Below are 19,781 nucleotides of genomic sequence, written 5' to 3'. Positions count from 1 at the left end.
ACAGAAAAAAAAACATCTGTGCTATCAACGGCTACAGATTTGCCATTATCCACAAAATCAAGATTCTCACACCTAAGACCAGTCGTAGAAAAAAACACCCTCCCAAAAGGGAAAGTGTTTACTTCTTCTGACTGGCAAAACTTAAAAATTCATAGGAGAGGCTAGTCGTTGTCGCATTAAGCGAATAGTTTTCCAACTCATTGACATTGCTACGCAATTTTTGCGCATAGGACTTTGAAATAAGACCATCTTCTTCAAACTCAGCAATTGTTTTACGCTCTAAGTAGTAACCTCGCAAAATATCATCGTTACTATCTGGGATCATATGCATGATAACCCGCTCCACAAAAAGCCCTGACTTAATTAACTCTGCATCACGCAAACGCGCATTCTGAAGATAATCCACTAAAGAATGATTGTAATAACCTTCTAATTCTTCAAGGGCTTCCAAAATAATCTCTGTATTAGAGAGATAAAGCTCCGTGATATTTTCTCGATTTTCTTCTGTTAATTGACGTGGGGTTCTAATGCGTTTTCTCATCGCACGAAATCTAGAACCAAAGGTCATTACTTCATGCAAACTTGCCCTTAAAACACGCATGAAAATCCTAAAACCATAGGTAAAGCTAGACACAAAACTACGATTAACTTGTTTCTCCAAAACTTTTAAATAGCCCTGATAAATACGATATTCTTTAAGACCAATCACCCCTTCATCGAAGGCATACTCTAACCCCTCACTCTCAATTCCAATAATAAAGAGTTGCAGAGCTGCCAAATCTTTTTTGACACTGTTGGGTTCTTGTTCTAAAATCAGATGTTCAATACGGGCATTGTAATTATCAATGACGGCATAAAGTGATGCTTTATCTGGCTTCTCTTTACTATCTTGTTCAAGAATAGTCAGAACTTTAGATAAGATCGAAATTTTCATAAAATTATCAACAGGACGCTCAATAGACGGAGCTAGCAAGGGTAAAATAACCAGACCTGATAGAAAACTGAGTAGCGTAACAGCTGCGACCATAAAAAGTAACAAACTGTACTGAAAATTGTCAAGGCGCGGTAACAACAATATCGTCGCGATAGAGACTGTTCCTTTCACTCCAGAAAATGTAAGCAAAAGAATATCTTTAAATGATTTTCTTAATGGCTTATGATGGTAGAAGTGCTTAATAGCATGGTAGATACTAATCATCACAAAACGAATCAAAATCAATATAAGCGTTAAACCAACGACAAGGGCAAATAAATAAAGATTACTATATCTTGGACTGGTTAAGACAGGCACAAGTATGGATGTTAATTCCGATCCAAAAATCAGAAAGACTATCCCATTAAGCATAAAATTAATGGTCTCCCAAACTATTTGTCCCACACGATAAACCTGTGCATCAAATAGTGTCACTTTTCTCAAGCGACTGGCTTGCATGACACCAGCAACAACAACAGCAATGATAGCTGAAACATTGGCTGCAGAAGCGACAAAATAGGTCACAAACGGTAGGGCTAGCTCTAATAATAGCGCACCTGTCACATCAGCTGCGTCAAATTTTTCTAATAACGACAGCAGGATACGATTTAAAAAAGCAAATAGCAAGCCAATGATAATCCCACCAAAAATCGTAATAAGAAGTTTAACACCTGCTTGAGCCAAGGAAAAATAACCTGTTAATAAAGCTGTTACTGCAAATTGAAAGGCAACCAGACCACTTGCATCATTTAGCAAACCCTCTAGCTTAAGAATGTTCTCAATACGTTTTGGAAAAGCAAATCGTTTTGAGATGGAAATAAAAGCCACCGCATCTGTCGGCGCTAAGGCTGCACCCAAAGCAAAGTAAGCCGCCATCGGTAGCTCTATAGGAAGAAGATAGCTAGCTAGCGCTCCTATTCCTAATGCTGTCACAAAAACTAGAGGAAGAATGAGAAAGCTAATAAAACTACGATACTTTAAAAAACTACCAACATCCGCTTCTTCACCCTCACGAAAGTTGAGTGGTGCAATGACAAAAGCAAGAAATAAATCTGGATTTAAGTCGATTCCTTTTCCACCTTGGAGAAGCCCATAAGCAATCCCCAGTAGAAGCTGGACAAAAGGAAGGGGAATTTTTGGAAAAACCCTGTTGACCACATTAGAGACAATTAATGAAAAAAGGAAGATAATCACCAGGATGGACATCTCCATATTGATTAACCTCCCTCATGTTTTTCTGCAAATGACTCTTTTAAGTCAGCAATTTTTTGATCAACAGCTTTGCAATCTTTTTGAGCCATTTTTAAATAACAGCGTTCTTTTTCCAACGCTATCAATTTCTTTTTCATTTTAGTCATTTGGGGCGAATCGACAAAATGACTATCATTTTGAGACGGCTGTTCAATATATTTTTGACGTAATTCTGATAAACGTTCAATAACCGATTGATGAGACATAACTACTCCTTTTCATTTTGCCATTGTAACAAAATTCTCATCAGATGACTAGTTAGAAGTTATCTTTTCCACCATTACTAAAAATGGTGGCGTGTTGACTTGATTAAGTGCCTGATAAATCATCACCGTATAGTTTTTTTGATCCAACTGGCTGACATAATCTAACACATCATCTTTTTCCATTTGACCACCTTCATGACCATAATAAATCATGATAGCCAGACGACCGCCTCTTTCCAATCGTTCAATGACCTTTTCAATTGCCAAAAGCGTCGTGTGCGGCTTAGTGATGATTGTTTTATCTGCACTGGGAAGATAACCCAAGTTAAAAATCGCTGCTTTGATAGGTTCATAAATGTACTGATCAAGATTTTCATGACCATCTAAAATTAACTGAACATTTGTCATTCCTAACTCTTCCAAACGCTCTCTTGTTCTAGTGACAGCTTGCTCTTGAATATCAAAAGCATATACCTTTTTAGCACTTTTTGCTAAAAATACCGTGTCATTCCCATTTCCCATCGTCGCATCCAAGGCGACACTCTGACTATCCAATACCTCTCTTAAAAAATCATGGGAAAATTCAAGTGGTCGTTTCATTCCTACCCCTCCTTCAACTGTCTTATAAAAGAAATTTAAAATATTCTTTTTATTACCTATACATTTATCGCACTTAGCACTATAATTAAAACAAAAACATGGACAGGAGGCAACTATGTCTACTTTAAAATCACGCCTGCCAGGACTGATTCTTTGCCTAATTATTGCCACAATCGCTTGGTTTCTAGGCCAATGGTTACCACTTATCGGAGCACCCGTTTTTGCAATTTTTATCGGAATGATTGTAGCGATTTGGCATACCGATCGAACCCATACCCAAGCTGGCATTAGCTATTCGTCAAAGACTATCCTTCAAGGAGCAGTTGTCCTACTTGGCTTTGGATTGAACCTTAAGCAAGTTTTGGCTGTCGGCGCCCAATCACTCCCTATCATCCTTGCGACGATTGCAGCATCCTTATTGGTGGCTTTTCCCTTAAGAAAATCCTTAAACCTTGATCGCCACACCGCTACACTTGTTGCGGTTGGATCGTCTATTTGCGGTGGCTCCGCCATCGCTGCAACCGCACCAGTCATCAAGGCAAAAGAGGAAGACGTTGCTCAAGCAATTTCTGTTATCTTTTTATTTAACATCCTAGCTGCCCTACTATTTCCAACATTAGGTCATGCACTTGGATTATCCAATGACGGTTTTGCGCTATTTGCCGGTACGGCAGTTAACGATACCTCTTCTGTAACCGCAACGGCAACAGCCTGGGATAACCTCCACCACGCCAACACACTTGATGGCGCTACAATCGTTAAACTAACCAGAACATTAGCCATTATTCCAATTACATTAGGCTTATCTATCTATGAAATGAAACGCCAACAGACAACTGACAACCAAAAGAGTTTCAACTTCAAAAAAGTCTTTCCAATCTTTATCCTCTACTTTATCCTAGCATCACTGATAACCACAATTCTTCCTCTGCCAACTCCACTAGTTAGCTTTTTAAAATTCATCTCGAAGTTTTTCATCGTCATGGCTATGAGTGCTATTGGACTAAATACGAACATAGCTAACCTTTTCAAACGTGGGGGCAAAGCTATTATTATGGGCGGTATTTGTTGGTTTACTATTTCCTGTGTAAGCATACTCATGCAAAAATTCATGGGACTTTGGTAATTACTACTCAATGAAAATCAAAAGCAAACTAGGCGACACAGATAGCAGATAAAACTAAAGTTCATCAAATCACATCAATAAGGTCTGCTTTGGATTTTTGAAGAGTATTAAAAAACCAGGTTGAAGACAAAGTCTATTTTGGACATTTTCCTCCAAGCTTTTTTCTCAGTAGTCAAAAACAGAAACTCTCAAAAACGTTGAAATAACAACATTTTTGAGAGTTTAATTATTCCCCATCTCCCTGCGAGATGTTCCGAAATATCAAAGTTTCAGGGGTTTGTCTACGTTCTGAACCATCGTCAACAGACAATGGTTACAGAAAGTTAGTTTTTGATGAGTATTAACTCCTTGATAAACTTGACAAATGGTAGAAAAGAGCCGATTTTGGATGATTATAAAAACGAATTTGGAATAGCCAAATTCGTTTTTATAGTTGTTTTATTTTTGCTTCCCTTGAAAACGTGCTTCAAAACGCTTTTGATCATAGAAAGGGAAAATTAAGTTTAAGCAAGCAAATCCTAAGATAAAGCCTCCCAACACATCCGTAGGGTAATGAACACCAACATAAATACGTGATAAACCAATTAAAGCAATCAATAAGACAATTAAGGTTTCTACTAAGACTCTCAATCCTTTTGATTTGATCCGTTGATGAGCGATGATAAGCATAAATCCGTAGATCATCATGGAACCCATCGAGTGTCCACTGGGAAATGAAAAACCAGCTGCAGACACCAAGTGTTCAATACTAGGTCTTTGTCTTCCATATAGGTATTTGACACTGACTATCAAAAGGCCAGCCGTCACACCAGTACCTCCAAGAAAGATTCCTTCCGTCTTCCATTTTTTAACAAAGTAGAGTAAGGCAACCACAAATACCAGAACAAAGACAAAGGTTAGGGTATTTCCCAACACTGTTACCGTGCTAAAAAAGGATGTTGCTGAAGACGGCAGAGACCCACGCACTGTGGTTTGAATGGACTCGTCAAAGACAGTCAAATTCTCAGGGTAAAACTTGACTGTGTAGCCGAGTATCATAAATAGGACGAGTGCAATGGATGCTCTAAAAAGATAGGTTTGTTTGTTTTTCATTTTAAATGTATCGCTTGATAACTGGTTTTAAGACAACAAAAACAACAGCAAAAGCAAGCGACAAGATAACTCCTTCAATTAAGTTAAAGGGAATAACCATAGCCAGAAGATAGTTAGCGACACCGATGAATTTTGCAATGTCAAAGTTTGCGAATTTCGCATACAAAGGAATAGCAAAAACATAGTTAAGCGCCAACATCGAAAGCGTTAAGAAAGTAGTTCCCACAACACTGGCTGTGATATATGAACGGCGTGTTTGATCCTTTTTCCAAAACATAGCGAAAGCAAGTACAAATACTCCCATGGCAACAATGTTCATTGGTAGACCAATTAATTCACCGACTCCCTCATTGTTTAAAATTAATTTTAACAAAGTACGCAATAAAAGAACAGCGTAAGCACTTTTCAAGTCATAAATAACCAGTCCCAACAAGATGGGAATGATGCTAAAGTCAATTTTCAAAAAGCTAGCCGTTGGTAGCAAAGGAAATTGAAAAAACATCAATACAAATGAAAGTGCCGATAAAATAGCGATAATCACTAATTTACGAGTGTTAGTGTTAGACATAAAAAAATTCCTCCAATTTAGACAAATTGAAAGAAGTTCCCGATTTTTAGGCATCTAAAAGACACTGAAAAAAGCGGTCTTCTCCCATCCAGACTTTACTGTCGGTTGTGGAATCACACCACATCAGCTTACGCTCGCGGACTCCTAGTTTCCTAGACACCGCCGGTCGGGAATTTCACCCTGCCCTGAAGACCTCTACATTATATCATTGTTTTGTTACGGTGACAAGCTATCTGCCACTAAAAACCACGCATTTATCATTCGAAAGTGAAAATGTCCTATTCTGTTAAACTAGAAAGATGAGGAAAATAGAATTAACCATGACAGAGTCAAAGAAATACTTAGTGATTAAAGCCGTATGTGACGAAAAAAACAAAAAAATAGAGCCTGTGTAGAGCTGGCTCTAAGTAGAAAGCAAGTCAATCGTTTAATGATAGCCTATCAAGAAAGGGGCAAAAAAGCCTTTGTCCACGGCAACCGACAGAATAAGCCAACTCATGCATGCCACTAGAAATTAAGGAGAGAGTCATTAAAAAATATCAAAGCTATGGGGGATTAAAACCTAATGTGGTTCATTTCTGTGAGCTACTAGCTGAAGAAGATGACATTATTTACTCTGATACTACTGTCAGAAAACTGCTCTATCAAGCGGGGTACTTATCGCCAAAAACACAACGAAAGAGGAACCATATCACAAGTATAGATGAAGCTAATTGGTATCTGGACAGATGGATAAAGAGATTTAATAAACAGTTTGGCAGAAAGGCAACTGAGTCTGTCTTCGAGAAGGCTCCAAAGCCAACTCAACGAAACCTTCTACTTGCTAGAGTCTCTGAAAGGGGCGTGGATAGCGGTCACCACATCCGTTATCAAAATAACTTTTACCTACCTGTAGAGGGGCAAACCCAAATCTTTTTCATCTGAAAAACAAAAGCCCTTGTGATTGAAGCTTTTGATGGTGAGATTTACTTAAATATCGCTGATAAGATTTTTCCTACAGAGAGATTGAATAAACATGAGATACAATCTCATGAGTTTGAACTGGTGCTTGAAACAAAAAAAGAAAGACGCAAGTACATTCCCCACAATCTCACCCGTGGAAACTGACATCTTTCAATCAATACCTTCATAAAATCGGAATATCTTATGAAGAGTTTCAAGTTGAGAAGAACAAATCTTCCCAGCCACAATTATAGCAGATTTTGTCACTCGCTAACCTGATTTTTGGGGGACAAAATCAGGTTCGATTGACACGCTATACGCATGAAACAGCAGGTTTTTGAATTATAGCACAGATGACAATTCCTTTTAGAGAGTTATCTCTAGTAAGAACTCTAAAAGATAATACTTATTTTAAGAAAAACTGAACATTGAAATTCAGACAACTTCTTTTTCATACCAAAAAACTCTCATACGTTTGTCGTGCACTAAAGACATGACGTGATGAAAGCAAGTGCCACACCTCTCATCAAATACTTCTTAACGAAACATCTGCACAAATAGTTATTTTAATCATGCTAAACATTTCTATAGTGTTCCTATTTAACTGATAGTTTTCAAAGATTTGTCATTCGACATCTGTTTGTATAAGATGAACTAGGATTAAATAAAATATTTTGTGATAACTTCATTTTTTTGTAACATATTATGTTAAACCTATGTGAAATAGCTGTTTAATTTCCTAAAAACCAATGCTATTATCCTTTACCAGAATTTAAAAGATAGTAGCTATTTCAAAATAAATTTTAGCATCAACTCAAAAGTTCAAAACCATTATTAAGCCCCTTTTTCATAGATTCTAAAAGATTGATTTAATCGTCATATTCCACTCCTTTTTCCGTAATAATTGAACCATAACGATGCTTAATGATCTTATAATTAGAATTGATGGAATTTTTATTGTTTTAAGAATCTAAAGACATATTTGGTAGCGCTTGCAGTGACAGTGAATAATTGATATACTAAAATTGTGACGTCATTAACAAAACAATTTTCCAACACTAAAGGGGGCTATATGAAAAAGATTTTAGGACTCATAACAACTATCTTTCTAGCTATCTTGCTAGTTGCTTGTTCAACAACTAAAGACAGCGGTACTTTCAAAGGAACTGGTCAAGGAAAGCACGGTAATATAGAAGTTGAAGTTTCTATTAAAAAAGGGGAAATTACAGGCATCAAAGTTCTGGAACAAGATGAAAATAAGGTATTGTCTGAACCAGTTTACAAAGACTTACAAGAAATGATTATTTCACAGAATTCTACCGATGTCGAAGCTGTATCAGGGGCTTCTGCTACTAGCCAAGGCTACCTAAGCGCTGTGAAAGATGCTGTTGAGAAGTCAGGGATTGCCCTAACAGCTAAAAAAGCCAAGAAAGAATCAAACAAAAACAAAACCGCTAAAGAACAAGATTATGATGTTGTCGTTGTCGGTGCTGGAGGAGCTGGCTTCAGTGCTGCTATTGAAGCTGCAGAAGCTGGCAAAAGTGTTGCCATTCTTGAAAAACTACCAACTGTCGGAGGGAATACCTTACTCTCTGGCGGGGAAATGAACGTTCCAAATAACTGGGTACAGAAAAAACTAGGTATTAAAGGAGACTCTGTAGATGCTTACTATGAGGACACTATGAAAGGTGGCGACTATGTCGGTGATCCTAAGTTAGTGCGCATCATGGCTGAAAATGCACTCGCTTCAGCAGAATGGCTACGTGATGACATCAAGGTGGATTTCCTATCAGACCAACTCTTCCAATTCGGAGGACATAGCTACAAGCGTGCTCTAATCCCTGTTGGTCACACTGGTGCCGAACTCGTTTCAAAATTAAATAAAAAAGCTGAAAAATTAAAAATTCCTATCTTTTTGAACGTTAAAGCTAATGACTTGATTCAAGATAAAGATGGCAAAATCACCGGTGTTAAAGCTACTGATCAAGATAATCGCCAACTAACTTTCAATGCCAAAAACGCAGTTATTCTAACAACAGGTGGCTTTGGATCAAACGTAGAAATGCGTAAAAAGTATAATCAAGAATATGACGAACGCTATCAGACAACCGACTCAATCGGTACTACTGGAGATGGTATTGTCATGGCTGAAAAAGTCGGTGCTGCTGTGACCAATATGGAAAGTATCCAAACTTACCCAATCGCAAATCCAAAAACAGGACAAATTTCACTGCTTGCTGATACACGATTTGATGGGGCTATCTTAGTCAATCAAGAAGGCAAACGCTTTGTAGAAGAACTAGAACGACGTGACGTTATTTCAAAAGCAATCCTAGCCCAAACTGGTGAATACTGCTACCAAATTTGGAACGATAAAATTGATGCTATCTCAAAAACAAAGGAAGCTCACAAAGCAGAATACGATGAACTAATCAAAGCTAAGCTGCTCACCAAAGCTGATACGATTGAAGAAGCTGCTAAATTCTTTGACATTGATGTCAAAACACTGAAGGAAACCATCAAAAAAGTAAACAGCTATGCTGAATCTGGCAAAGATAAAGATTTCAATCATCGTGCTGGACTAGTCTCACTGGAAAAAGGACCTTACTACATTCAGAAAGCTGTTCCTTCTGTCCATCACACGATGGGGGGACTTGTTATCAATGAGAAAACTGAAGTTCTTGACAAAGATGGTAATGCCATCTCTGGCTTATATGCTGCTGGTGAATTAACCGGTGGTATTCAAGGAAAAAATCGTCTCGGAGGTAATGCTATTACTGACATTATCACTTTTGGACGCATTGCAGGACAAGAAGCTGGCAAAACCAACTAAACAATAGTTGATACACATAAAAAGCAATAGCTGGTTTATTAACTCACCTTTGTAGGCTTAACAGCCAACTATAGTTTCACTCAACCAATCAGTCTCTGAGGACTATAGCATAGTCTTTTGAATTAACTTTGATACATGGTCACTTGCTACTTGTCGTATTCATACTCAATGAAAATCAAAAGCAGACCTTGTTGACTTGAGTTTCGAAGAGTATCATGTACTGTACGTGTCTTCCGTTCCTTGTCTGGAAGTTAAGTCTTTTGACTATATTACAAGGTCTTTATCTCACTTGAAACCCACTATTTTTTACAATAAAAAACACGAGCAACAATCAAAGAGCCTTAGGCTTCTAATCCTTGTTCGTGTTTTTTTGAGTAATTAATAGGCTGGCTGGATTGTTTCACTGTACTGACCTTGATTTGCAGGTGCTTGCTCATTATAAATCCCTTGTGAGCTAGAGTTTGGCACAGTTGTATCTACAGCTGGATATGATTCTTGTGGTGTTTGGTAGTCATACGTTTCAGAAGGGACTGACTGAACACCATCATCAACTACTGCGTTTTCTGAATATGTGGAAGCATCTTCGCTTTCTGTCGATTCTTCACCATAGTCAAGCGCAATACCATACAGTTCTTCATAAGTGATGACATTTGTCTTCAAATGTTTTAAGGTTTTTGTCTTCCTACCTAGCTGCTTCTTAATGCGATTCTGTGTTTTTAAAATCGCTTTAGCAGTTGGAATTTGGTAAGAACCACCATTAATATCTGCATCCTCACCTTTCAACTGATATTCTTTCACATGATTAACAGTATCTGCATACTTAAACAAGCTGGGAATAGTTGAAGAATTAATCTTGATGTCCGTTTGCATATTCCCCGCAACTGCGTTTAGAATCTTCTTGTAGGAAGATACGCTATTGCCAAGTTTTAAAACTTTTTTCATAACCTTTTGAATCACTTCGCGCTGACGCTTTTGACGACCATAATCCCCTTCGGGATCATCGTAGCGCATCCGAGCATAAACTAAGGCCTGTTCACCGTTTAATCGATGAGTACCCGGAGCTACAGTAGCAGTATAGTCCGGCTCATTCTGTGCGATAGAAATCGGAAAATCAAAATGATTGGTTACCGTAATACCATCAACAGCATCAACCAAGTCCATCAATCCTTGCATATTGATTTGCATATAATAATCAATATCAATATCAAGCATCTCTTCAACGGTCATCATAGCCATTTGAGCGCCACCTGCTGCATAGGCAGCATTTAATTTAGCTTCCTCACCGTTCTGGTCATTTGATTTAGGCCCCTTTAGTTTCACCATGATATCACGCTCTAAACTTGTCATAGTCGTCTTTTTAGTTTTAGGATTGACAGTGACTAGAATCATCGAATCACTGTTACCCTCCCAAGTAGAGCCACGTTCGGCAGTTCCCGTGTCTACCCCCATTAAAAGGACCGAAAACGGTTCATTTTTATCAATAGCTTTACTGATTTCCTGACCATCAAATTCCTTAAAGGTCTTCGATAAAGTCCCTGTAGAAAAGACATAGGCTGACCCAAAATAAACGCCAATAGCAATTATTGTCGTTGCTACAATTAACGACAACATTAAAAAGATTTTTTTTCCTAGTTTCATTATTTAATATTACCTATCAATTTACTCATCATCAAAAGATTTAGATACGTATCTTCATCTAATTTCAGTGCCGCTTTCTTCTCGCCTTCAATCTCAAATCCAAAATCCTGATAAAGCTTGATAGCTCTAGTATTACGAGTTTGAACAGATAACTCCAAGCGTTTAATTTGAGGGCTGTGTTCTGCCCAATCACAAACTAATTCCATTAAATAATGGCCAACTCCATGACCACTATAGGCTTGTTTTACGGCAATAAAAAGGTCACCAACATGATTGAAATTAAACTCATCACTGCTAGTGACATTAACCATTCCTATAATATTGTCATTTACTTTTGCCAGCAAACAAATGCGATTCAAACTATTTAGACTAAAAGAGAGGGCATTTTGTAAGTCCTCCACCGAAATATCCTGACCATCATTAATAATAAAAGATGTTTCTTGACTGACCTCGTCTAGAAACATTTTAATGGCTGGTGCATCACACATTTGCGCTTCTTCAATCACTAATTCATTATCAGCCATATTTAAGCAAATTCACCTAACAATTCTCTATATTTAAGCCCTTTGCCGGTTAATGATAACTGACGTCCTTGCCCATCTACTTCAATTTCAATCTTGATATAATTTTCTGGCAAATGGTACTCAACCAATTCACCCCACTCAATGACAGTCACACCATCACCAAATAAAAAAGTATCTAAATCTATTGAATCTGGATCATCGCCAATGCGGTAAACATCCAAATGGTAAAGGGGGAGGCGTCCTTCATATTCTCGAACAATGGTGTAGGTAGGACTTTTTATCATTTGTTCAATATCAAGTCCTCGTGCAAGCCCCTTGGTAAAAGTCGTTTTTCCAGTTCCAAGCTCACCAGTCAAGATAAGAATATCCCCTGCCTCTAATTTTGAACCTATTTTTTCTCCAAAAGCTATTAACTCAGACTCATTATTAACCTTATACATAGACTACATTATACCATAGGGAATGGGCTTTGTCACAATTCAATCGCAAGTTTAAGCTACAAAAAATCACCAGCATTTGCGCTGATGGTTTGTAATGTCACAATAAGTCTTAAAGAATTGCTAAGATAACAAAATTGAGAATAAAGAGAGCTGTCGAACCCCAAAGAATTGGGTGAACTTCCTTAGCTTTGCCTTTAACAACTTTAACTAAGCAATAGAAAATAAAGGCAGCCGCGATACCATAAGAGATAGAATAACATAGTGCCATAAAGAAGGCGGCAAAGAAGGCTGGAAGCGCATCTTCGAAATTACTCCAATCGACATCAAGAAATGATGATACCATCATGACACCAACAATGACGAGGGCAGGAGCTGTTGCTGAAGCAGGCACAATTCCGATAACTGGTAGAAGAAAGACCGACAGTAAGAAACCTGCTGCTGTTGCTACAGCCGTCAAGCCTGTACGCCCACCTTCAGCAATACCAGCTGCTGATTCAACATAGGTTGTTGTATTAGAAGTACCAAAGAGAGCACCAATTGACGTTCCAATAGCATCCGCGAAAAGAGCGCGATCCATTTTTGAAGAGAAACCTGAAGAATTTTCAAGAGATGCTTCATCTTCTGCTGAGAAGATACCTGTCCGACGACCTGTACCGATGAAAGTACCAAGTGTATCAAAAGTATCTGAAAGCGAGAAGGCAAAGATGGTCATCAAAACGAGTGGAAGGCGGGTTGAATCATTGAAAAGAGATTGCATACCCGAAAAAGCTGCAAGGAAAGTTGTTCCTAATTCACCAAAGGCTGAACCCATATTGTTTGAAAAATTTACCGTAGAAAGGTCAACAACGCCCATAGGAATACCAAGAATCGTTGTTGTAATAATACCAATGAGAATGGCTCCACGAACATTCTTAATCACAAGGATAGCAGTTATGAAAAGTCCGATAATAGCAAGAATAACGGCTGGATCAGTAAAAGTTGAAATAGCAGGCACAACACCTCCTCCAGCCAATACTGACGTCACACCTTTAGACAAATCAGCCGACGCTGGGGCTGAACCATTGAGGCTAATGATGTCTTTAGCTGAAGTAGAAAATGTAATGATATTAGCGTTTTTAAAACCAAGATAAGCAACAAAGACACCGATACCACCACCAATCGCATGTTGAAGACTCACAGGGATAGCCTTGATGATGCTCTTACGAACTTTGGTTACAGTAATAAAGATGTTAAACAAGCCACAGATGAAAACCATCGCTAAAGCTTCTTGCCAAGTAAACCCTAAGCCAAAAACAACTGTGTAGGTGAAAAAAGCATTTAATCCCATCCCAGGGGCAAGTGCGTAAGGAACATTGGCGAAAAGTCCCATAATCAGGGTTGAAATAACAGCTGAGATAATAGTAGCTAAGAAAACAGCTTGTGTTGGCATTCCAGCAGCACCCAAAAGACTTGGATTGACAAAGAGAATGTAACTCATGGCAAAGAATGTCGTTAATCCAGCCATAATTTCAGTACGAATGTTCGTACCATTTTCTTTTAAGTTGAAAAATTTTTCCATTTTTAAAAATAGAACTCCTTTTAATTGAACGATAATTCTATTTTATATTAAAAACATTCGTATTTCAATATATTTTTACCTAAAAAACAAATTTTTATTAGGTTTATCTTGAAGAAAAAGCCAATTTGGGACAATTTTCTTCATGTTTTTTTTGTTTTTTTAAAAAAGAAAAACTCTCAGAAAAGGAACTAAATCAACATTTCTAAGAGTTGTTTTATTGACAATCCAGTCTTACATTTTCAATTTCTATAACCTTTTAGGGCTATATTCTGAAAATTTTATCGATACTTCCTTATTCTTTACCCACCAAAAGCCATAAACACAAGATTTGCATAAACGTAAACCCTAATACGAAATGGATTTCTGAATAGGAAAAGACTTTCAGAATCTCGTCAATAACAAGGCTTGGGTGTGTTATCGCATTCCAAGAGTTAAGCCTTTCATACCGACCTATATGAATAGCTAGACTAGAGATAAAGGATACTATCCCCATAAAGGAATACTGGAGAAGCCAATTTCTCATTTTTAGAATGTTTATGACATAACGAACACTTAAGACCCCAGCAACAAGAGCTAATAAGATGCTAGACATATAAATTAAGTAGTAGATGAAGCTCAATTTATCCGTTAAAATATCTCTTGCAAAAGACATGTGGACAACATCCGTTAACATATAAAAAGTATTGGGATAAAAAAGTAACCAAGCTAGCAATAGAATCGCTTTTAGCCACTGATATTTAGTGACACGTGCCAAGCAACTAAAATCATAGGCAACCAAAGCCAAGAAAATATTCCAAACCAGACTAGGGCCTTTAAGGCTATAGTACCAAAATGCAAGAGCGATGATCGCAAAGAATCCATGAGCCACTATAAACTGCCTTTTCATCTGAAAACCTCCTTTTTAATTGTCTTATTGTAACATAAGAGCAGTCAAAATCTCCTTATACATCATTTTTTGCTATAATAACCCTATGACTAAAAAAATTATTGCTATTGATTTAGACGGAACCTTACTTCACAATGATAACACAATATCAGATTACACCGTCAATACTATCCAAAAAGTTCGCAAACAAGGACATCAAGTTGTTATCGCAACTGGACGCCCGTATCGTATGGCGCTTGACCATTATAAACGCCTCAAATTAGATACTCCTATCATTACCTTTAATGGTTCACTGACTCACTTACCCGGAAAAAAATGGGAGTATGAACAGTCTATCACTTTGGACAGACAATATCTCTTTGAAATTCTAAAAGCAAGCGACCTCTATGAAATGGACTTTATCGCTAGTGAATATCGTAAGAATTTTTATATCACGCTCAATTATCCTGAACGCATCACACCGTCATTATTTGGTGTCGATAAGATTACTGAGCAGATGAGATTAGACCCTGCGAAAATCACTCGCGATCCTAACGCCTTACTCATGCAAACACGCGCTGCTGATAAAATGGCTCTTGCAGATACCATCCGAGAACATCTCAAAAATGAGATTGAAGTTGACTCTTGGGGAGGACCGCTCAATATCCTTGAAGCATCTCCTAAAGGGATTAATAAAGCCTTCGCCTTGTCTTACCTCTTATCTATTTTTAATAAGACAAGAGATGATTTGATTGCTTTTGGTGATGAACATAATGACACTGAAATGCTGCATTTCGCTAAAAAAGGCTATGCTATGAAGAATGCAAGTCAGGTACTTCTCCCACATGCAGATGAACAATTAGCATTCACAAATGAAGAAGACGGAGTGGCTAAACAACTCGAAAAACTTTTTCTCTAGACACCCCTATTTCTCACACAGAAAAATATGACAATTTAATCAAATCAATCAAAAAAGAGCAACAATAATGTGGTTGTTCTTTTTTTCTATCATTTTCAACCATAACATCTGATAGCTATTGAAAAATATCGGCGCCTTTTGAGTTTTTTTTGCAAATAGACTTGATTTTCAACTGAAAACGTTTTAGAATAAAGTGTTCTAACTTTTTAGGATAAAAAAGAGTGCCTATTGGCCATATCTGGAGAGATTCTTCTTTATCCTAAGAAAAATAACTTATTAGGAGGAAGAACACGAATGGGTATCGGTATTATTATTGCCAGCCATGGTAAATTTGCTGAAGGTATTCATCAATCTGGTTCTATGATTTTTGGTGATCAAGAGAAAGTTCAAGTCGTAACTTTCATGCCAAGCGAAGGACCTGACGATTTGTATGCACACTTCAACAATGCTATCGCTCAATTTGATGCTGATGATGAAATTCTTGTCCTTGCTGACTTATGGAGCGGTTCTCCATTTAACCAAGCAAGTCGTATCATGGGTGAAAACCCTGATCGCAAGTTCGCCATCATCACTGGTCTTAATTTGCCAATGTTGATTCAAGCCTACACAGAACGCATGATGGATGCGAATGCAGGTGTTGATCAAGTTGCTGCAAATATTATTAAAGAAGCTAAGGACGGTATTAAAGCTCTTCCAGAAGAGCTAAATCCAGTTGAAGAAGCTTCTCCAACTGAAAAAGTTGTTACTGCACTTCAAGGTGCCATCCCTCCAGGGACTGTCATCGGTGATGGACAACTTAAAATTAACCTCGCGCGTGTTGACACACGTCTTCTACACGGTCAAGTTGCTACAAACTGGACACCCGCTTCTAAAGCAGACCGTATCATTGTTGCATCTGATACAGTTGCCAAAGACGATTTGCGCAAACAATTAATCAAACAGGCTGCGCCTGGTGGTGTCAAAGCAAACGTTGTGCCAATTGATAAACTTATCGAAGCAGCTAAAGACCCACGTTTTGGTAACACACATGCACTTATTCTTTTTGAAACACCTCAAGAAGCTTTACGTGCAATTGAAGGTGGCGTGCCAATCAAAGAACTCAACGTTGGTTCTATGGCGCACTCTACTGGTAAAACAATGGTTAACAACGTTTTATCTATGGATAAAGATGACGTTGAAACATTTGAAAAACTACGTGATTTGGGCGTTGAATTTGACGTTCGTAAAGTTCCAAGTGACTCTCGTAAAAACCTCTTTGACTTGATCAAAAAGGCAAATGTTAAATAATAACCGATTCGAATAAAGGTAAACTTTATTTCGATATTCTTATTTCTCGAAAGGATTTCAAAATGTCAGATATTTCAATTATTTCTGCTATTTTGATCGTTGCCGTTGCCTTCTTAGCTGGTCTTGAAGGTATCCTCGATCAATTCCAATTCCATCAACCACTTATTGCTTGTACCCTAATTGGTCTTGTTACTGGTAACTTGACTGCTGGGCTTATGCTTGGTGGTACACTTCAAATGGTTGCCCTTGGTTGGGCTAATATCGGTGCTGCTGTTGCACCTGATGCTGCGCTTGCCGCTGTTGCTGCTGCTATCATCATGGTTAAAGGTGGCGATTTTACACAAAAAGGTATCACTTTTGCCTATTCAACAGCTATTCCTCTTGCCGTTGCAGGTCTTTTCCTTACAATGATTGTTCGTACATTGTCAACTGCTATGGTTCATGCTGGTGATAAAGCTGCTTTAGAAGGGAATTTCGGTAAAATTGAACGCCTTCACTTCACAGCCCTCCTTTTCCAAGGTTTGCGTATTGCTATCCCAGCTGCTCTTCTTTTGGCTGTACCAACTTCAGTTGTACAATCAATCTTGAACGCTATGCCAGATTGGCTAACCGGTGGTATGCAAGTTGGTGGTGCCATGGTGGTTGCTGTAGGTTACGCTATGGTTATCAACATGATGGCTACTCGTGAAGTATGGCCATTCTTCGCCCTTGGTTTTGCATTTGCTGCACTTTCTGACCTTACACTTATTGCTATGGGTGTTATCGGTGTTGCTATTGCCTTTATCTACCTCAACCTTTCAAAACAAGGTGGTTCAGGTAACGGTGGCGGTTCAGGCTCTATGGACCCAATCGGCGATATCCTAGAAGACTACTAAGAAGGGAGAGCTTAAAATGACTGAAAATCAAATTAAATTATCAAAAGCAGACCGTCAACGTGTTTGGTGGCGTTCAACCTTCCTTCAAGGATCATGGAACTACGAACGTATGCAAAACATGGGTTGGGCATACTCATTGATTCCTGCTCTTAAAAAATTGTATACAACAAAAGAAGACCGTGCTGCAGCTCTTGAGCGCCACATGGAATTCTTTAACACTCACCCATATGTTGCTGCTCCTATCCTTGGGGTAACAATGGCTCTTGAAGAAGAAAAAGCTAACGGTACTGATATCGATGACACAGCTATCCAAGGGGTTAAAATCGGTATGATGGGACCTCTTGCTGGTATCGGTGACCCAGTCTTCTGGTTTACTGTTCGTCCTATCCTTGGTGCTCTTGGTGCTTCACTTGCGTCTGCTGGAAACATCATGGGACCAATCATCTTCTTCGTTGCATGGAACGCTATCCGTATGAGCTTCCTATGGTATACACAAGAGTTTGGTTACAAATCAGGTAAAGAAATCACTAAAGACATGTCTGGTGGTATCCTCCAAGACATCACTAAAGGGGCTTCTATCCTTGGTATGTTTATCCTTGCTGTACTTGTACAACGTTGGGTATCAATCAACTTTACAGTTGATCTTCCTGCTACAAAACTGGCTGAAGGTGCTTATGTTGAATTCCCTAAAGGAAATGTGACTGGAGCTGAACTCCAAGGTATCTTAGGCGATGCTTTGGGTGGACTTAGCCTTACACCTGAAAAAGCGAACACATTGCAAGGTCAATTAGATTCACTGATTCCTGGATTGATGGGACTCATCCTTACATTCGTATGTATGTGGTTGCTTAAGAAAAAAGTGTCACCTATCACAATGATTGTTGGACTTTTTGCACTAGGTATCCTTGCTCGTCTTGCAGGTATTATGTAATCAAAAAGGGTTTCCATTTGGAAACTCTTTTCATTATGCTAAAATAGTCTAGTAGAAACAAAATAATATAGTCAAATGAATTAGCTTTCAGACAAGGAACGAAAGACGCAGACAGTACTCGCGTATGGCAAGTCGAAAGTAACGATGTATTAAAGTTAATTCAAAAGACTATACTCAATGAAAACCAAAAGCAGACTAACCGCCGCCGATGCAGATAGAACTGGTGTTCATCAAAGCAAGTCAACAAGGTTTGCTTTTGATTTTCGAAGAGTATAAATTGACTATTTTCAAACACTTGTCATTAGAAAGGAAATCATGGCCCAATCACAAAATAAAGAGATCTTACTACAAACAACTGGTGTTTCTTACCTTGGTATGGGAGGAAAAGTTGGAAAATTCTTGATTGGCGATGTCGCCTTGGAGTACTATAACGACCGCAATGTCGAAGACTATATTCAAATCCCATGGACGAGTATTCAACAAATTGGGGCTAATGTCTCTGGTAAAAAAGTCAGCCGTCATTTCGAAATTTTTACGGATTCCGGGAAGTTTCTCTTCTCATCGAAAGATTCAGGTAAAATCCTTAAAATAGCTCGCGATAAAATCGGTAATGATAAGGTTGTTAAATTACCTACATTGATTCAAATCATTGCTAGCAAATTCAAACGTCGTTAATTAAAATGCTTAAACAAGCTTGGTATCAAGCTTGTTTTTCTTTTGGCTACTATAGTCAAATGCATTAACTTTCAGAACAAGGAACAGAAAAGACGCCGAACAGTACTTGATAGATACTCAAAAAAATCAAAAGTAGACTAGGCGACACAGATAGCAGATAGTTCTGTCTTCATCAAACCAAGTCAAGGACGGCTGCTTTTGAATTTCGAAGAGTATGAGTAGGGAAAGTCGAAAATGACCATGTAGCAAAGTTCATTCAAAAGACTATAAATAAGCTTTTCAATCTCCTTTAACTATAACATAATAATTTTAAACGCCATTATCTGATGATTATGAGACCTATATACCAAAGAGAGGATAGGCTTTTTCCTAACCTAAATTTTTAATCAAAAAGTATGGCTAATATTCTTAAAAATACGTACAGCCCTTTGTTTTTAAAGAGTGGGGTTCAATATTTTAAAACAAGCATCAGGTGAGT

The 19,781-nt window shown here is 38.1% G+C and carries 17 protein-coding genes, 1 pseudogene and 1 riboswitch; of the genes and pseudogenes, 8 read left to right on the top strand and 10 right to left on the bottom strand.

Annotated elements, in window-relative coordinates:
* Nucleotides 1-118 precede the first annotated feature (118 nt).
* Genes A3IA_RS0109885 through mnmM form a run of 3 tightly spaced genes read right to left on the bottom strand, consistent with a single transcriptional unit; the run spans nucleotide 119 to nucleotide 3,030 of the window.
* Nucleotides 119-2,185, bottom strand: a complete 2,067-nt coding sequence (locus A3IA_RS0109885; RefSeq protein ID WP_018381162.1) for a cation:proton antiporter — start codon at nucleotides 2,183-2,185, stop codon at nucleotides 119-121.
* A 5-nt stretch (nucleotides 2,186-2,190) separates the two neighbouring features.
* Nucleotides 2,191-2,430 carry a hypothetical protein gene (locus tag A3IA_RS0109880; RefSeq protein WP_018381161.1) on the bottom strand — a complete coding sequence of 80 codons (240 nt, stop codon included), beginning with the start codon at nucleotides 2,428-2,430 and terminating at the stop codon, nucleotides 2,191-2,193.
* A 48-nt stretch (nucleotides 2,431-2,478) separates the two neighbouring features.
* Nucleotides 2,479-3,030 (bottom strand): tRNA 5-(aminomethyl)-2-thiouridylate-methyltransferase MnmM, encoded by a 552-nt coding sequence (gene mnmM / locus A3IA_RS0109875; RefSeq protein ID WP_018381160.1) that lies wholly within the window; start codon nucleotides 3,028-3,030, stop codon nucleotides 2,479-2,481.
* Between the two features lie 115 nt (nucleotides 3,031-3,145).
* Here mnmM and A3IA_RS0109870 point away from each other — a divergent pair, with 115 nt between their 5' ends.
* Nucleotides 3,146-4,156, top strand: coding sequence for a YeiH family protein (locus tag A3IA_RS0109870; RefSeq protein WP_018381159.1), 1,011 nt, complete (start codon nucleotides 3,146-3,148; stop codon nucleotides 4,154-4,156).
* A gap of 438 nt (nucleotides 4,157-4,594) precedes the next feature.
* Here A3IA_RS0109870 and A3IA_RS0109865 read toward each other — a convergent pair whose 3' ends face one another.
* Both A3IA_RS0109865 and A3IA_RS0109860 read right to left on the bottom strand, forming a co-directional pair.
* Entirely contained in the window at nucleotides 4,595-5,248 is a 654-nt protein-coding gene (locus A3IA_RS0109865; RefSeq protein ID WP_018381158.1) for a phosphatase PAP2 family protein, read from the bottom strand.
* 1 nt (nucleotide 5,249) lies between these two features.
* Nucleotides 5,250-5,816, bottom strand: coding sequence for an ECF transporter S component (locus A3IA_RS0109860; protein WP_018381157.1), 567 nt, complete (start codon nucleotides 5,814-5,816; stop codon nucleotides 5,250-5,252).
* Nucleotides 5,817-5,888: 72 nt separating this feature from the next.
* A riboswitch (FMN riboswitch) is annotated at nucleotides 5,889-6,013 on the bottom strand.
* A gap of 123 nt (nucleotides 6,014-6,136) precedes the next feature.
* Here A3IA_RS0109860 and A3IA_RS12800 point away from each other — a divergent pair.
* Together A3IA_RS12800 and A3IA_RS0109845 are read left to right on the top strand one after the other, a co-directional pair.
* A pseudogene (locus A3IA_RS12800) lies at nucleotides 6,137-7,012 on the top strand (transposase family protein).
* A gap of 818 nt (nucleotides 7,013-7,830) precedes the next feature.
* Nucleotides 7,831-9,591, top strand: coding sequence for a flavocytochrome c (locus A3IA_RS0109845; protein ID WP_018381154.1), 1,761 nt, complete (start codon nucleotides 7,831-7,833; stop codon nucleotides 9,589-9,591).
* Between the two features lie 378 nt (nucleotides 9,592-9,969).
* On the opposite strand, the gene lytR is transcribed toward A3IA_RS0109845, so the two are convergent.
* The 5 genes from lytR to A3IA_RS0109820 all read right to left on the bottom strand — a co-directional run bounded on the left by lytR (nucleotide 9,970) and on the right by A3IA_RS0109820 (nucleotide 14,637).
* Entirely contained in the window at nucleotides 9,970-11,229 is a 1,260-nt protein-coding gene (lytR, locus tag A3IA_RS0109840; protein ID WP_018381153.1) for a glycopolymer--peptidoglycan transferase LytR, read from the bottom strand.
* Nucleotides 11,229-11,753: a GNAT family N-acetyltransferase gene (locus A3IA_RS0109835; RefSeq protein WP_018381152.1), complete on the bottom strand. Its 525-nt coding sequence runs from the start codon at nucleotides 11,751-11,753 to the stop codon at nucleotides 11,229-11,231. Before A3IA_RS0109835 ends, lytR begins: the two co-directional genes overlap by 1 nt.
* 2 nt (nucleotides 11,754-11,755) lie before the next feature.
* Nucleotides 11,756-12,193, bottom strand: a complete 438-nt coding sequence (gene tsaE / locus A3IA_RS0109830; protein ID WP_018381151.1) for a tRNA (adenosine(37)-N6)-threonylcarbamoyltransferase complex ATPase subunit type 1 TsaE — start codon at nucleotides 12,191-12,193, stop codon at nucleotides 11,756-11,758.
* A 109-nt stretch (nucleotides 12,194-12,302) separates the two neighbouring features.
* A complete protein-coding gene (locus A3IA_RS0109825; RefSeq protein ID WP_018381150.1) occupies nucleotides 12,303-13,751 on the bottom strand; it encodes an NCS2 family permease in 1,449 nt (482 codons plus the stop codon).
* A gap of 292 nt (nucleotides 13,752-14,043) precedes the next feature.
* Entirely contained in the window at nucleotides 14,044-14,637 is a 594-nt protein-coding gene (locus A3IA_RS0109820) for a DUF1361 domain-containing protein (protein WP_018381149.1), read from the bottom strand.
* Between the two features lie 85 nt (nucleotides 14,638-14,722).
* On the opposite strand from A3IA_RS0109820, the gene A3IA_RS0109815 reads away from it, so the two are divergent.
* From A3IA_RS0109815 to A3IA_RS0109795, 5 genes are all read left to right on the top strand, one after another.
* Nucleotides 14,723-15,535, top strand: a complete 813-nt coding sequence (locus A3IA_RS0109815) for a Cof-type HAD-IIB family hydrolase (RefSeq protein WP_018381148.1) — start codon at nucleotides 14,723-14,725, stop codon at nucleotides 15,533-15,535.
* 294 nt (nucleotides 15,536-15,829) lie between these two features.
* On the top strand, nucleotides 15,830-16,822 hold the full coding sequence (locus A3IA_RS0109810; protein ID WP_018381147.1) for a PTS sugar transporter subunit IIB: 993 nt from the start codon (nucleotides 15,830-15,832) through the stop codon (nucleotides 16,820-16,822).
* A gap of 62 nt (nucleotides 16,823-16,884) precedes the next feature.
* Complete coding sequence (locus A3IA_RS0109805) at nucleotides 16,885-17,697, top strand: PTS mannose/fructose/sorbose transporter subunit IIC (protein ID WP_017770558.1); 813 nt, start codon at nucleotides 16,885-16,887, stop codon at nucleotides 17,695-17,697.
* Nucleotides 17,698-17,713: 16 nt separating this feature from the next.
* A complete protein-coding gene (locus A3IA_RS0109800; protein ID WP_018381146.1) occupies nucleotides 17,714-18,628 on the top strand; it encodes a PTS system mannose/fructose/sorbose family transporter subunit IID in 915 nt (304 codons plus the stop codon).
* 315 nt (nucleotides 18,629-18,943) lie between these two features.
* Nucleotides 18,944-19,303, top strand: a complete 360-nt coding sequence (locus A3IA_RS0109795) for a DUF956 family protein (RefSeq protein ID WP_018381145.1) — start codon at nucleotides 18,944-18,946, stop codon at nucleotides 19,301-19,303.
* Nucleotides 19,304-19,781: the final 478 nt, after the last annotated feature.

It is taken from the genome of Streptococcus thoraltensis DSM 12221, assembly GCF_000380145.1.
GTDB lineage: Bacteria > Bacillota > Bacilli > Lactobacillales > Streptococcaceae > Streptococcus > Streptococcus thoraltensis.
This window is presented reverse-complemented; position numbering and strand designations above follow the sequence as displayed.

Excerpts from the sequence above, each read along its gene's own strand:
- A3IA_RS0109885 (WP_018381162.1), bottom strand. The coding sequence starts at position 2,185 with ATGGAGATGTCCATCCTGGTGATTATCTTCCTTTTTTCATTAATTGTC.
- A3IA_RS0109880 (WP_018381161.1), bottom strand. The coding sequence starts at position 2,430 with ATGTCTCATCAATCGGTTATTGAACGTTTATCAGAATTACGTCAAAAA.
- mnmM (WP_018381160.1), bottom strand. The coding sequence starts at position 3,030 with ATGAAACGACCACTTGAATTTTCCCATGATTTTTTAAGAGAGGTATTG.
- A3IA_RS0109870 (WP_018381159.1), top strand. The coding sequence starts at position 3,146 with ATGTCTACTTTAAAATCACGCCTGCCAGGACTGATTCTTTGCCTAATT.
- A3IA_RS0109865 (WP_018381158.1), bottom strand. The coding sequence starts at position 5,248 with ATGAAAAACAAACAAACCTATCTTTTTAGAGCATCCATTGCACTCGTC.
- A3IA_RS0109860 (WP_018381157.1), bottom strand. The coding sequence starts at position 5,816 with ATGTCTAACACTAACACTCGTAAATTAGTGATTATCGCTATTTTATCG.
- A3IA_RS0109845 (WP_018381154.1), top strand. The coding sequence starts at position 7,831 with ATGAAAAAGATTTTAGGACTCATAACAACTATCTTTCTAGCTATCTTG.
- lytR (WP_018381153.1), bottom strand. The coding sequence starts at position 11,229 with ATGAAACTAGGAAAAAAAATCTTTTTAATGTTGTCGTTAATTGTAGCA.
- A3IA_RS0109835 (WP_018381152.1), bottom strand. The coding sequence starts at position 11,753 with ATGGCTGATAATGAATTAGTGATTGAAGAAGCGCAAATGTGTGATGCA.
- tsaE (WP_018381151.1), bottom strand. The coding sequence starts at position 12,193 with ATGTATAAGGTTAATAATGAGTCTGAGTTAATAGCTTTTGGAGAAAAA.
- A3IA_RS0109825 (WP_018381150.1), bottom strand. The coding sequence starts at position 13,751 with ATGGAAAAATTTTTCAACTTAAAAGAAAATGGTACGAACATTCGTACT.
- A3IA_RS0109820 (WP_018381149.1), bottom strand. The coding sequence starts at position 14,637 with ATGAAAAGGCAGTTTATAGTGGCTCATGGATTCTTTGCGATCATCGCT.
- A3IA_RS0109815 (WP_018381148.1), top strand. The coding sequence starts at position 14,723 with ATGACTAAAAAAATTATTGCTATTGATTTAGACGGAACCTTACTTCAC.
- A3IA_RS0109810 (WP_018381147.1), top strand. The coding sequence starts at position 15,830 with ATGGGTATCGGTATTATTATTGCCAGCCATGGTAAATTTGCTGAAGGT.
- A3IA_RS0109805 (WP_017770558.1), top strand. The coding sequence starts at position 16,885 with ATGTCAGATATTTCAATTATTTCTGCTATTTTGATCGTTGCCGTTGCC.
- A3IA_RS0109800 (WP_018381146.1), top strand. The coding sequence starts at position 17,714 with ATGACTGAAAATCAAATTAAATTATCAAAAGCAGACCGTCAACGTGTT.
- A3IA_RS0109795 (WP_018381145.1), top strand. The coding sequence starts at position 18,944 with ATGGCCCAATCACAAAATAAAGAGATCTTACTACAAACAACTGGTGTT.